This window comes from Enterococcus sp. DJ147D b (assembly GCF_058216655.1).
Genome location: NZ_CM177104.1, coordinates 233,192 through 245,938, shown reverse-complemented (window position 1 = coordinate 245,938; position 12,747 = coordinate 233,192). Strand labels below are relative to the sequence as shown.

Below are 12,747 nucleotides of genomic sequence, written 5' to 3'. Positions count from 1 at the left end.
GATTACACTTCCTTTTTGTTAAATATGATTACAACGAATAATAAAAGAATAAAAGAAAGAATATATGGAATCATAATATAGATGCCACCCTTTAATAGATAAAAATATGGAAATATATACTGGAAGTACTTGACTAACATATTAGATGACTCTGTCACGTAAAGACCTATTGTTGGGAATAGTATCCCTACAAAAAGTCCCATAAAATTGCTAAAATTTTCTTTCTTTATTAGTACAGACAATAGCATAACAATTGAAATAAAATAGGAAACCGCACTACACAGCATCCACAGTATATAAAAACTAAATGTGACCCCTAAAATGCTTAACATACTGATATTTATCAGCATGCACATTGTCCAAAAAAGGAAAATCCCTAAAAATTTACCTACAATAAATTCCTCGCGAGAAACTTTAGATAGTATAAATTTCAATGTTCCATCAGCTATTTCTTTATTTAACACACTGTGAGAAAATATAGAGATCAACAGATAACCTAAAATAAAGAAAATAATACGTAACCCTGCGTAAGCTTTTGGAATACCATCAATTGATAATTGACTAGTCAGCATATTCGATATATTATAATTAAAAAGGGCTATTAAGATTACTAATAGTATCATTTTTATATTAATTGCTAGATTTCTAAATTCCTCTTTTGCTACTGCAAACATATAATTTCTCCTTTATTTTATGAGCGTATGTTTGATCCAACAGAGCAGGGAAGAAGCTAAAATTAAGCTAACCCTAGCAAACTTGCAATTTCATTAAGTACAGAAATTGAACATGTTGTTAATAGTTCAATAACGGCTTCCAATCCTTTTTGCACTGCTTTTCCCATATCAGATCCTACTAATGTGTCGATTAGTGTTCGAAATGGTAATGGTAATGTATTCCAAGAACTCATCAAATAAAGACCAATTTTCGTAATAAATGCTGTCATTTTCTCATCTCCTATAATTTTGATTAGCTATACAGTAATTAAGCTAGTCCTAGTAAATTCGCAATTTGGTTAAGTACAGAAATTGAACATGTTGTTAATAGTTCAATAACGGCTTCTAATCCTTTTTGCACTGCTTTTCCCATATCAGATCCTACTAATGTGTCGATTAGTGTTCGAAATGGTAATGGTAATGTATTCCAAGAACTCATCAAATAAAGACCAATTTTCGTAATAAATGCTGTCATTTTCTCATCTCCTATAATTTTGATTAGCTATACAGTAATTAAGCTAGTCCTAGTAAATTCGCAATTTGGTTAAGTACAGAAATTGAACATGTTGTTAATAGTTCAATAACGGCTTCCAATCCTTTTTGCACTGCTTTTCCCATATCAGATCCTACTAATGTGTCGATTAGTGTTCGAAATGGTAATGGCAATGTATTCCAAGAACTCATCAAATAAAGACCAATTTTCGTAATAAATGCTGTCATTTTCTCACCTCCTATGATTTCATTTCTTCCCTGCTCTGTTGAATCAAAGAATACTTTTTATTACTTTTTAAGAATAACCTTTTCTGTTAACATTTGTTTATTTTGTACAAAATAATGACACGCCTGATTTTAGTGAATACTATTCATCAAAAACCTTATGTTTTTTGATAGTACTGCTTTCTGTTAAAAGCATTCCAATCCTCTCTATGACCGATTTGGTCGTTAACTCCATATATTGTTCATCAAACATAGATAAAATCTCTATGTAATAAGTGATTTCAATTATGTTCGTCTTAGTCTTGTCTCTTCTACGTACATATATTTCTTTTAGAATCCTTTCTATAACTAACTCATAGAAATTTCTACCCGATCTACTATCTCGTTCAATTAATGCTAAACATTCTGGAATAATTTCAAACAATTTATGTTTCAAACAAACGATAACCAAGTTTATAATGTTTTTATTTGATGAATATCTGTAATTTTTATATTTTGTATATTGTTTTAATTTTTTTAAAACATAGTTCTTTTTATGGTTGATATATTCCTTAGGAAAAATAAATAAGATAGTGCAGAACATCTGAAGTTCAAATGCCCCCCAAGTTTCACACTTGTTTAAATAAGCCATTAATTCCACTATATACTTCTCATCTTTTTTTTCTAATTTAGAAAAATCACAATTTTTACTTAATAAATTTTTTGAATAAACGTACATGTACAAATAAAAAATATCTTGACTCTCTAAATACTTTTTTTCTAAAACTTTTATAAAAATTCTTAGTTTGTGTTTGTTTCCTTCGATATTTACTTGTTCAAAATAATTACTTACAGTTTGTTTATCATTTATTCTATTTGAGTTTGTTAGAAACAAGAATTCATTAATATCAACATTTAATCTATCCAAGTAAGAAACAATAACCTCAAATGAGGGTCTGGATATCCCTGCTTCAAAGTTTGCCAAAGTTGTTCTAGATGTTATCCCATCAGTCAACTGTTTTTGTGTGATTCCTCGTTCCAAACGCATAGTTTTCATTAATTCCCCATACTCCAAAAGAACACCTCGCAATCTTAATAAATCGCTAAATAAATCCATTTTAAATAAAAGAACACTTTAAGGTTATAAAAATATCAAAAAACACTTAAAAAAAAACATAATTATATATATATTATTGCATCTTATCCCTCCTCAAATAAAATTATATGTATATATTTCAAAAATAAAAAATATTTCATAAGATAGTATTTTTTTATCTTAAGTGTCATTTTTTCTATTTATAATAAATAAAAAGCTTACTAAATCCGCTTTCAAAGCGTTTTTTATTATTTTTTACGACCATACAATTTGATAATATCCAAAGATGAACTTTGATATAAAACTTTTATCATTTTCATTTCAAATGAAATCCATTTCTTTTATTGTTTGTTTTGAAATAATATTCAATAGTTAAAAAATAACTATTTATAAACAATAAAAAAACCGAAGCGACTAATCACTTCGGAAATATCAAGCGTTTGATGTACCCTCTCAGTTTCGACCAACTATTTAACCCCTGAAAATTTTAGTTAATTCTTTTATTAACAACTAGCTCAAATATAATACACTTCATCAAGAAACAGTCCTTGCGCCGGCACGGTTTCTCCCGCACTTTTTCGCACTTTTTGTTCAAAAATCTCCTCAATAGCATCCACTGGCATTTTTCCTACACCAATCTCTAACAATGTTCCCATCATGATTCGAACCATTTTATATAAAAAACCATTGCCAACAAAAGTGAAATGAAGCATACCTCCGTCTTTTTCAATCGTAATTTTTTCAATTGTTCTTGTTGTAGATTTCTTACTCTTCTTCAAGGCAGAAAAACCAATAAAATCATGTGTACCTACTAATCGTTTACAAGCCTCGTTCATCTTATCCAAATCTAATTCTTGTGGAACATAAAAGCTATGATAACGTTCAAAAGCTGTTGGAATTGGGTTGTTCCAAACGTAATAGCTATACTGCTTCCCACTGGCATTGTAACGAGCATGGAATCTTTCAGGTACTTCTTCAACCTTCTTAACGACAATATCGCCAGGTAAAAAACGATTCAAAAATTCACACATTGTTACTCGGTCCATTGTGGATTCTGTCTTAAAATTAGCAACTTGTCCTCTGGCATGTGCACCAGCATCTGTACGCCCTGAACCAATAATCTCAATTGGTTCACCCGTCATTTGTTTTAATACGGCTTCAATTTTACCTTGGATCGTTTTATCTGAATCCCCAAGACGTTGCCAACCAAGATAACGACGCCCATCATACTCGATTGTTAGTTTGATATTTCTCATTTTCTTGCTCCTCTTATTATGAATGATGCGTTGTGAATAACGCAAAATCGTTTCTTAACTCATCGCTCATTATACCAAAGATCATTGCTGGTATTAAAAAAAACAACTGTTTTCTACTAATAACTTTCCTGCGCTAATAAAAAACAATCAGAACAGCAATCACCTTAGGAGCAATGGCTGCTAAAATCTGTGTCGATTATTCATATTCACTCATAATCAACAAAAACTCTGCTTTTTCTAATTGCTCGTCCAGTTATGTATTGATTACATTTATCAAAGAAAAAAGTTCGACCAATGAAAAATTGATTCGACTATATAATTTGATCAAAACTTTTAACGAAGAACTTGACCATTATTCTCAAATTTACTCAATGTCGCTTACATACATAATCCTTCAGAAAACACTTTTTGAGATAAATTCGCAGCCTTTCTAGCCGTAATAAATTTTTCAATGTTCCTCATTTTAGCTTCAATCAGACCTCACAACAAAATCATTTCTGTCTCGATTTTAACAAGTTTTCTTTGGGAACACTCCAATTGATTAAGATATCTGATACTTTTAACTGCTATTCATTCGATAAAGTATTCGCTTTTATCCATGTAAAAAAAAAGAACAAAAACAAAATAAAAAAAGGACTCGGTGAGAATGCTGACAGAGTCCTTTTTTGCCATTTGTTTTTGAATAATATTTAGTTATTTTCTTCTATAGTTATTAAAAGAGATAAATAGTCATAAGGTTGGATCGTTGTTAACTCTTGTTTTCTTTCAATTGCATTTACCACGTCACCCATTTTCAAAATTTCTTTTGGCAAAGTAACTTCTTTTGCTGTTGGGTTAGCGAAACGAACTACATAATGCCCTTCATTAAAGTAGGATGGGTAAATGGCTGACACGAGTAATTCTTCGGGAAATTCAATCAATGAAAACTTTCTTGGGATAGTTAACTCGTTTTGCAATGGCCAAATCTTATTGTCTATCCGATGAATAAAGACGTTTAAACTTTGCTTTTGATAGGAAATCGATTGATCTAAACGTGACTCGGTTAGTTTGGCTACTTTCCATTCATCAAACACACCCTGACTGACTGTAAATCCAAAAGTAAAGTGATGTTCACCTATTTCCTGTGCTAATGGTGTTTGCATCATGATATGCCCTTCATTAGTCGTATCACCGGAAGCACGTCCTGGACGCCATCCAAGGTTGGGTTTTCCAAGTTCACCAGTTGTTGCCATCAATGTGATGTATAATTTTCGACCGATTCGTTCATACTCTTTCAGACCATCTGCATAGACGGTTAAATAAGAATCCTCATTTACAACCGAGATACTTTTATCAAAAATTTCTAAATTCACGGGCTTTTCAACCATTCGTTCTTGCCAATCTACAGGAATAACAGCAGGTTTATTTTTGATAAAACCATTTTGAATTTGAGCAATCGATTTCTCTGAGTCATCTAGAACATTCACGGCCATTCGAATACGATGCGAGTAAATAGTATTTTTTATTGCAATAGTACCTTCCACAACATCGCCAGCACCAATGCTTAGCGTGATTTCGTAGTCCAATTCTATTTTCTCTGGATGTTCTGCTAATCGATCTTCCAAATTTTTCGGTAGCTTAGTCTTTCCAGTAATAATCAAAGTTTCTTTAGAAGAATCCAGTAACACTTCTGCTTTGTCAAAGTTCAAAGGTACTTCGTGATCTCCTTCAAGTGGTGAATAATCATACGTATCGCCAGCATTTCCTGAATCAACCAAACGAATAAAATCAGTGTATTCAACATCGCCGACTGTTAGGATCAGAGAGCCTTCGCTAAAAGTAATGGCTAATGCACCATTTTTGATTTCCGTCTTATTCGTTTTTATAGCTTTCTCTAGTTCAGCTTCACTCTCCTCGAATTCAACAATCGTATATCCTAATGCGGGAACTTCTACTTCTACTTTGACATCCAGCTCGTAGTAAGCTGGTTCGTCAAAATATTCATATCCAATAGCCGTCATCCGATAAGCATTTTGACGTTCAGGATAAAATAGTTCTTTTTCAACAATGGCATAAGAGCTTTCTTTGAATTGAATTTTTTTTGAAGGAGCAACAATATGAACCGTTTTTGGTCCTTGATACTTTGTCGTTGTCGTATTGAATACTAAAACTTGATTAGCATCTAAATCTAAAGCATCTGCGATTCGTTTGACGATTAAGTTTTCTATTCCATCTGCGATTTCATTAGCTTCCTTGATCCTATGGTTGATATCCTCCATGACATTATCAGAGACACATCCACCAATGCTGTCATGCGCTTGATTTTCTAACACTTTTTTCCATAAACGACGCAGCACCCCTCTCCCAATACGAATCCCATTTTTTTCAGCAATCAGCATCAATGGTTCAATCCGTTTCAAGATCTTTTGTTCGAGTTTGAAATTAGCTAATTTCATCTGTGTTCGAACAGAACCAATCGAACGATGAACACGAGAGTAAACAGGTTGTCTCAATTCTCCTTCGTAATGTGGTAAGTTCTTTTTACTGCGAATGACTTCCACATAAGAAGGATAATCCGAAATTACATTGTCATACTTACTTGAACGATTAATTTCATTGATGATTTGATCAAAATTAAGTACCATTGACTTTTGATCCACACCAGATGGAACCAAGATATCTTCATTATTCCCATGCGTATGAAGCATTTCCACCGCAACATCCAACTTGTCTTTCACAAACTTCGGCACATCATGAATGGCATCAAGATTCATCATGCCAGTCATATATCCATACGGAAAGTTCATCGCATAAACAATTTTATCTCCTAAACCTTTCCAAATAAAATAGGGTGACGGTGTCATCGTTTCGAAATTCAATCCCCGCCAGCACATAAAATTATCAATTTCTACTTGCTGCAACAAGGTTGGTAAGTTTGCATTAAACCCAAATGTATCCGGTAAATAGCCCACCATCATTGGTTCACCATATTTATTGATGGTGTCGCTGATACCGATCATTAAATTACGCAAAATTGACTCTGCATCAACTAACAAAGCATCTGTTTGCGCGTACCAAGGACCGACAAAGAGCCGACCTTCTTTCATTAATCGTTGAATTGTTTCTAGTTTCTCAGGATTGACTTCAACATATTCATCAACAATAGACGTTTGACCATCCAAACAAAAATTCACGTTTGGGTTACGTTCTAATTCATCCAAAGCTTCAGCAAACACTTGATCGGATAATACGATAGCATCTTCTTTTGTAAAATACCACTCGCGATCCCAATGAGTATGTTGAATGACGTGTGCTTTTACCATTTACGATTGCCCTACTTTCTTTATTCGACTGATGTTTCTTGTGTCGTTTTTAGATTTTTCTTATATTTGATCGATTTCAAAGCATTTACCATTAACGCAGTAATCATTCCGCCAACTGCAATAGACACGAGGTACAATGGAATATTTGTGACAAATGGAATCGCCATGAAAGTTGAAAGCATCGTTTCTTGCGTAATTCCAAAGAAACCACTTAAACCACAGCCGATTGAAGTTCCAACCACAATACTAGGGATCACACGTAATGGATCTTTTACCGCAAAAGGAATCGTCCCTTCTGTGATACCAACTAACCCCATAATCATTGCCGTCTTGGCATTATCGCGTTCGGCTTCATCATATAATTTTTTATTCAATAAAGTTGCTAAAAACATGCCAAATGGCGGAATCGCAATAGCCAATAACATGGCCGTACTTGGTCCGAAACTTCCACTTGAAAATGATGCAACTCCAAAAGCATAGGCAATTTTATTGATTGGTCCCCCCATATCAAAGGCCATCATAGCACCTAAAATCGCGGACATTAGCGCTGCATTCACACCAGACATTCCTTCTAACCAAGCCGTCAAGCCTGCTGTCATTCCTTGAATTGGCGTTGCTAATACATACCATAAAACTACCCCTACTACTAAGGTCGTTACAAAAGGAATCAGCATGATTGATTTTAAACTAATTACTTGCATCGGAACTTTTACTTTTTTCAATGCATTTGCTAAGTACCCACAGGCTAAACCAGCAACCATTCCTCCAATAAAGCCCATTCCTAAATTTTGACACATCATACCTGTAATAAAAGCAGGTGCTAAACCAGGACGATCAGCTATGGAATACGCGATATAGGCCGAGATCATTGGCACAATAAATTGTAATCCTGTTTGACCAATCATTCGCAAGACACCCCAAAAAGTATCTGTTTGATCCCAAACACCAGTCCCGCCAAATATGACGGCAATTGAAGTTAACAAACCTGCAGCTACTACTAGTGGAATCATATAGGAAACTCCACTTTGGAAATGGTTTAATATTTCTTTCCCCTGTTTCTTGATATCCATTGATCCTACCTCCAACAAATTATTAGTTATTGATTCGTGCAATTGCTTTCTTGATTGTCTCTTCTCCATCCTTTACCACTTCAGAAGTGCTCACAGTAAGAATTTCTTTTCCGTCAAAGCGGCTGCGTTCTGCTACGTTCGTATCCACCGCAAAGATAACTACATCAGCATCAGCAATTTCTGCCTCAGACAATTTATTTTCCATTCCCATTGCGCCTTGTGTCTCAACCTTGATTTCAATGCCATTTTTCTTAGCAAATTTTTCCAAGTTTGCTTTTGCCATATAAGTGTGTGCGATTCCTGCGATACATGCTGTTACTGCAACCATTTTTGTCATATTCCTTCTCCTCCAATTATTAAAAAGTCAATGCTTTGATTAACTCCTCTTTATTTTTTGATTCTTTAATCTCCTTCACAAAATCATCATCCATTAGTTTGCCAGATAACTCTGCAAGGACACGTAAATGCTCGTTTCCCTTATCCGCTTCTTTGATAGCTAATAAGAAAACAATGTTTACTGGTTGATCGTCTAAGGAACCCCAGTCAACTTCATTCTTTAGTTTGGCAACTGCAACTGTTGAATCAATTACTGCTTGACTTTTCCCATGCGGAATCGCTATGTTATGGCCAATTCCTGTTGTCATATGTTCTTCTCGTTCAAAAACATCTTTCTTAAATCGATTAACTTCAGAGACAAACCCATTAGCTGTCAGTAACGTTGCTAATTTATCTACTACTTCTTCTTTAGAGCCAGCCTCTAAGTCTAATACGACATTTCGTTCGTCGATTTTTTCACGTATCATCTATACCGCCTCTTTCAATATTTTTACTAATTCTTCAAAAGAGGAACTAGCTCTTAGTGTTGTTAAGGCTTGTTGGTTCGAAACAATTTCATTAAATGTTTCATACAAGCTGTTTAATTCAGGTTTTACCTGTTCGTTTAACGCGAAGAAGAACACCGAATGGACAATGATCCCGTTCCAGTCAATACCTTGCGGATTAACATAAATGCTAATAATAGGTTCATTGACATACGCTATCTCTGCATGAGGCATTGCAAAATCGTTGAGTGCAGTAGAAGACAACGTTTCTCGTCGAGTGGCGCTTTCTAAGATACCTACTTTTGCATAGCCTTTTTCTTGAAGAGTATAGGCAATTGTTTTAAGAACGTTTTCCTGAGTATCTTCGTTTTTCTTGCTAAAAAAACAAAACTTCTTATCAAGTAATGAGAAAAATGCACTATCTGGATCTAACGAAACTTTCAAGTATCGTTGAACTCTTTTGATATCTGTTTCAAGCATCAACGGACTTACGACTACTACCGGAAATTTAGCGTTCTTGATCGGAATCGTACTGATTACTAATTCGTCTGTGATATTTTCTTCCTGAAGTTCATTGATACTCAAGACTTTTTTGATTTTTATCGAATCTGCAAAATTTCTATTGATTCGCTGTTCCAATAATTTTGAAGTTCCATATCCACTGCTACAAACTAACAACACATCAGACTTATTAGGTCTATATCTGTCTAAAAAGGATTGAATATGAAGTGCTACATAAGCAATTTCGTCATCGTCAAACCTCACCAAAAATTGTTCTTCTATTTTTCCGAGCAACTCGACACTAAGAAAGAAGGCTTGTTTGAATGATGATTTGATTTTTTCTGTATACGGATTATGGATATTCACACCTAAACGCAACCGTTTAACAGCTGCATTGAGGTGAAGGACAAGGTTATTAATGAGTTCTGCGTCTGCACTAAACTCATTCAGCTCGTCAAGTACCAGTTGCTTAAGTTGCTCTCCCATATCAAGATTAGGTAAAGAAGACTCACTCAAATTATGATTCATGGCATTTTTTTCAATCGCCGAGATATGAATATCAATATATTCTTGTTCATATTGAGGAATACTAAAATGAAAGTCTTTTTCCAACATATCAATCAAATAGCTAGTGTTTACTAAAATTTCTTTTTCTGTTCCGCCTTCTTGTAATAAAAAATTATTAGAATCAATTCGTTCCAGTGCGATTGCTAGATGGATCGCTAGTGTTTGAAACTCGTAATCCGTGAATTGTAATTGGGTTTCTTCCATAAAACGATTGAGAATCATTGCTACTTTTTTCAAAATTTTCTTATCTAAAAAATTATTTGCTTCGCCTAAGAGATTAATATTCAAATCCAATAAATCTGATTTATTACTAGAAGCAGTAAAACCGCCCCAATAATAATTCAATACTTCTGACATTAATTTGCGCTTGCCCTTCTCACTCGCATTGATCTTCAATCCATTGCGGTCAGAAACCACTACCATTCCGTGTTTCATCACTCTCTTTTTTACTTCCTTAATCGTACTTTCCATCGTTGATCTACTAACATAAAGCTCATCTGCAAGATCTTGTATTTTCAAAGAACTATTTGTATTCAGTAACTTGGCAAATACATAAGTGATGCGATCTTCTGATGTATCCACTTTAGTAATCTCAAAATCTGGTAGTCGTTTTCTTAAATGTTCTTTGTCACCTACTAATGAAACACCTTTTTTTGGTTGGACAACAATTTGTAGATCTATATCCTTTTCAATTACAGCTTTTAAATTAAAAATAGCTTTACTAATTGTTTTTGTCGAAACTTGAAGTTGCTTAGCTAATTCTTGATAAGTAGTGTGATTATTTTCCAACAGAAAATTTAAAATTCTCATTTGACGATCGTCTAACTTGATACTCACATAAGCACCTCCTGAATACATTTTTATTTTATAACTATTGTTTGCGCTTTCATACGGAATTTAGTTCATCATTAATGTGGAACTCCATCAGGCATCTAGCAATTATCAGGAAGATTCTCTCCAAGAACACACAGAAAATCAATATTCTGTAAGTCAATTTGCCTTTTCTTTGTAAAAAAGATGAGTAAAAAAAACAGGAGTTGTGACAAAAACTTTGTCATACCTCCTGTTTCCAAACACATGGTGTTCTTTATTGATTGAAACTAGCCATTTCTTTCATAATCTTCTTTTATTTGCATCGCTGAAAAAATAGATGAAGCTGATGCGAATGTTTAATCTTCTTATATCTTTGAGGTTGTTTCTGATAGAATTGTTGATGATGATTTTCAGCTGGCCAAAACGTTTTTGCTTGGCGAATCTCTGTGACGATAGGTTGGCTATATCGTTTAGATTGAATCAGTTGTTCTTTTGATTTTTCAGCCAATCGTCTTTGCTGTTCATTCACAACAAATAGAATTGAACGATATTGTTTTCCCCGATCTTGAAATTGGCCAAAGGCATCTGTAGGATCTGAGATTTGCCAATAAATTTCCAGTAATTCTTCATACTTTATTTGACGTGTATCAAAGATGATTTCTACAGCTTCCACATGCCCAGTATAGCCACCACTGACTTGATCATAATTGGGTGCTTTGGTTTCGCCTCCTGTATAACCAGATAATACTGAGATCACACCCGGTTTTGTTTCAAAAGGTTCAACCATGCACCAGAAGCAGCCTCCGGCAAAAATCGCACGTTCCTGATACAAGGTTGAAGTTATCTTATGTTTACCGTAATCATAAGCGCTCGCGCTCGCCGACTCCCCTGTGATCCTTAAATAAAAATCCATCACATCCGGTGTCAAATTATCTCGCAATGCTAAAGGACGCAAGTTGACCTCCAGTTTTTCTATTGCCTGCTTCGTTGGCATCCTTACTATATTTTCTTTTGCTTCTTCAAATTGTATTCTTTCCCATTCTCTTGTGTTTGGATTCAAAATAAGATTATAAATATCTGCTTCCACCTGTGTTATATCCAACATACAATGCCCTTCTTTCAACTTTCCTTCTCGTTTACTTAAAAATAATTACTTGATATTTAGCACAAAGCATAACAATCTCTTATTTAGTCAAGCTTGCCTATGTTTTCTAACTTCGTAATTGAAAAAAGCTTAAACAAATCATCGGCAAATAGTTAAAGAAAAAACTCAAACGTTGAAAAAAGCCCAATTGTTTAAAAAATGTGAACTGACTAATTGACGGAATCCGTGCTAATCCGTAAAGACCTGCGATCAGCAAACTAATAACAGTTAAAACAAGATAAACATGGCTAAGTGTGGTTTGACCCCTTTGTCGATAGAGCAAAACAAGTAACAATGGGAAAAGTAAAAATCCTGCATAGCCTAGTCCAGAACCTGTGTTATGAACCCAAGTCGAAAAATTCCAAGAACTTTCATTCGTATTGATACTGAATAACCCAGTAAAAATACAATCACCTATCCCATATAGACCAACTGCTGCGACTGCAAGTATCGCAAGTGTTTTTGATGTTCCGACAAATAGTTGATACAACGCAGGCAATGACAGAACAAAAAAAAGTCCAGATACAACTGACCAAATCAAAAAAGCACTTCTGACTGGACTATTTACGTCACCAAACAAGCTTATCACGGTAGTCATTTGATTTAGCTTAGGATAAAAAAGACCAAGGATATAAGGGGTCAACAAATCACTAATCACACCTAATAATAAAAAATAAAAACCGTATTTTTGTAAAACAATCATTTTATCCCCTACTTTTTGTGATCATTCAATAATCTAATGATCAAATTTTTTTTATTTTAACACAT

General features: G+C 34.2%; 13 protein-coding genes. All 13 read right to left on the bottom strand.

The window, feature by feature from the left end; translation table 11 throughout:
- Positions 1 to 2 precede the first annotated feature (2 nt).
- Positions 3 to 674: a hypothetical protein gene (locus tag AC4BD1_RS01255; RefSeq protein ID WP_206909414.1), complete on the bottom strand. Its 672-nt coding sequence runs from the start codon at positions 672 to 674 to the stop codon at positions 3 to 5.
- 62 nt (positions 675 to 736) lie between these two features.
- Positions 737 to 943, bottom strand: a complete 207-nt coding sequence (locus tag AC4BD1_RS01250; protein WP_206909415.1) for a hypothetical protein — start codon at positions 941 to 943, stop codon at positions 737 to 739.
- Between the two features lie 38 nt (positions 944 to 981).
- The gene (locus AC4BD1_RS01245; protein WP_430616702.1) at positions 982 to 1,188 is read right to left on the bottom strand and encodes a hypothetical protein; all 207 of its coding nucleotides are present in this window, start codon (positions 1,186 to 1,188) and stop codon (positions 982 to 984) included.
- Between the two features lie 38 nt (positions 1,189 to 1,226).
- On the bottom strand, positions 1,227 to 1,433 hold the full coding sequence (locus AC4BD1_RS01240) for a hypothetical protein (RefSeq protein ID WP_430616702.1): 207 nt from the start codon (positions 1,431 to 1,433) through the stop codon (positions 1,227 to 1,229).
- Between the two features lie 139 nt (positions 1,434 to 1,572).
- On the bottom strand, positions 1,573 to 2,484 hold the full coding sequence (locus AC4BD1_RS01235; RefSeq protein ID WP_206909418.1) for a helix-turn-helix domain-containing protein: 912 nt from the start codon (positions 2,482 to 2,484) through the stop codon (positions 1,573 to 1,575).
- 536 nt (positions 2,485 to 3,020) lie between these two features.
- Positions 3,021 to 3,761 (bottom strand): tRNA pseudouridine(38-40) synthase TruA, encoded by a 741-nt coding sequence (gene truA / locus AC4BD1_RS01230; protein WP_490485700.1) that lies wholly within the window; start codon positions 3,759 to 3,761, stop codon positions 3,021 to 3,023.
- A gap of 689 nt (positions 3,762 to 4,450) precedes the next feature.
- Positions 4,451 to 7,063 (bottom strand): glycoside hydrolase family 38 N-terminal domain-containing protein, encoded by a 2,613-nt coding sequence (locus AC4BD1_RS01225; RefSeq protein WP_490485699.1) that lies wholly within the window; start codon positions 7,061 to 7,063, stop codon positions 4,451 to 4,453.
- A 20-nt stretch (positions 7,064 to 7,083) separates the two neighbouring features.
- Positions 7,084 to 8,133 carry a PTS fructose transporter subunit IIC gene (locus AC4BD1_RS01220; RefSeq protein WP_206909422.1) on the bottom strand — a complete coding sequence of 350 codons (1,050 nt, stop codon included), beginning with the start codon at positions 8,131 to 8,133 and terminating at the stop codon, positions 7,084 to 7,086.
- Positions 8,134 to 8,155: 22 nt separating this feature from the next.
- On the bottom strand, positions 8,156 to 8,470 hold the full coding sequence (locus AC4BD1_RS01215; protein ID WP_206909424.1) for a PTS fructose transporter subunit IIB: 315 nt from the start codon (positions 8,468 to 8,470) through the stop codon (positions 8,156 to 8,158).
- 19 nt (positions 8,471 to 8,489) lie between these two features.
- Positions 8,490 to 8,936, bottom strand: coding sequence for a PTS sugar transporter subunit IIA (locus AC4BD1_RS01210; protein ID WP_206909426.1), 447 nt, complete (start codon positions 8,934 to 8,936; stop codon positions 8,490 to 8,492).
- Positions 8,937 to 10,859, bottom strand: a complete 1,923-nt coding sequence (locus AC4BD1_RS01205; protein ID WP_490485698.1) for a BglG family transcription antiterminator — start codon at positions 10,857 to 10,859, stop codon at positions 8,937 to 8,939.
- Positions 10,860 to 11,148: 289 nt separating this feature from the next.
- Positions 11,149 to 11,940 carry a peptide-methionine (S)-S-oxide reductase MsrA gene (msrA, locus tag AC4BD1_RS01200; protein WP_206909430.1) on the bottom strand — a complete coding sequence of 264 codons (792 nt, stop codon included), beginning with the start codon at positions 11,938 to 11,940 and terminating at the stop codon, positions 11,149 to 11,151.
- Positions 11,941 to 12,046: 106 nt separating this feature from the next.
- A complete protein-coding gene (locus AC4BD1_RS01195; RefSeq protein WP_206909431.1) occupies positions 12,047 to 12,682 on the bottom strand; it encodes a DUF998 domain-containing protein in 636 nt (211 codons plus the stop codon).
- Positions 12,683 to 12,747: the final 65 nt, after the last annotated feature.

Excerpts from the sequence above, each read along its gene's own strand:
- AC4BD1_RS01255 (WP_206909414.1), bottom strand. The coding sequence starts at position 674 with ATGTTTGCAGTAGCAAAAGAGGAATTTAGAAATCTAGCAATTAATATA.
- AC4BD1_RS01250 (WP_206909415.1), bottom strand. The coding sequence starts at position 943 with ATGACAGCATTTATTACGAAAATTGGTCTTTATTTGATGAGTTCTTGG.
- AC4BD1_RS01245 (WP_430616702.1), bottom strand. The coding sequence starts at position 1,188 with ATGACAGCATTTATTACGAAAATTGGTCTTTATTTGATGAGTTCTTGG.
- AC4BD1_RS01240 (WP_430616702.1), bottom strand. The coding sequence starts at position 1,433 with ATGACAGCATTTATTACGAAAATTGGTCTTTATTTGATGAGTTCTTGG.
- truA (WP_490485700.1), bottom strand. The coding sequence starts at position 3,761 with ATGAGAAATATCAAACTAACAATCGAGTATGATGGGCGTCGTTATCTT.
- AC4BD1_RS01225 (WP_490485699.1), bottom strand. The coding sequence starts at position 7,063 with ATGGTAAAAGCACACGTCATTCAACATACTCATTGGGATCGCGAGTGG.
- AC4BD1_RS01220 (WP_206909422.1), bottom strand. The coding sequence starts at position 8,133 with ATGGATATCAAGAAACAGGGGAAAGAAATATTAAACCATTTCCAAAGT.
- AC4BD1_RS01215 (WP_206909424.1), bottom strand. The coding sequence starts at position 8,470 with ATGACAAAAATGGTTGCAGTAACAGCATGTATCGCAGGAATCGCACAC.
- AC4BD1_RS01210 (WP_206909426.1), bottom strand. The coding sequence starts at position 8,936 with ATGATACGTGAAAAAATCGACGAACGAAATGTCGTATTAGACTTAGAG.
- msrA (WP_206909430.1), bottom strand. The coding sequence starts at position 11,940 with ATGTTGGATATAACACAGGTGGAAGCAGATATTTATAATCTTATTTTG.
- AC4BD1_RS01195 (WP_206909431.1), bottom strand. The coding sequence starts at position 12,682 with ATGATTGTTTTACAAAAATACGGTTTTTATTTTTTATTATTAGGTGTG.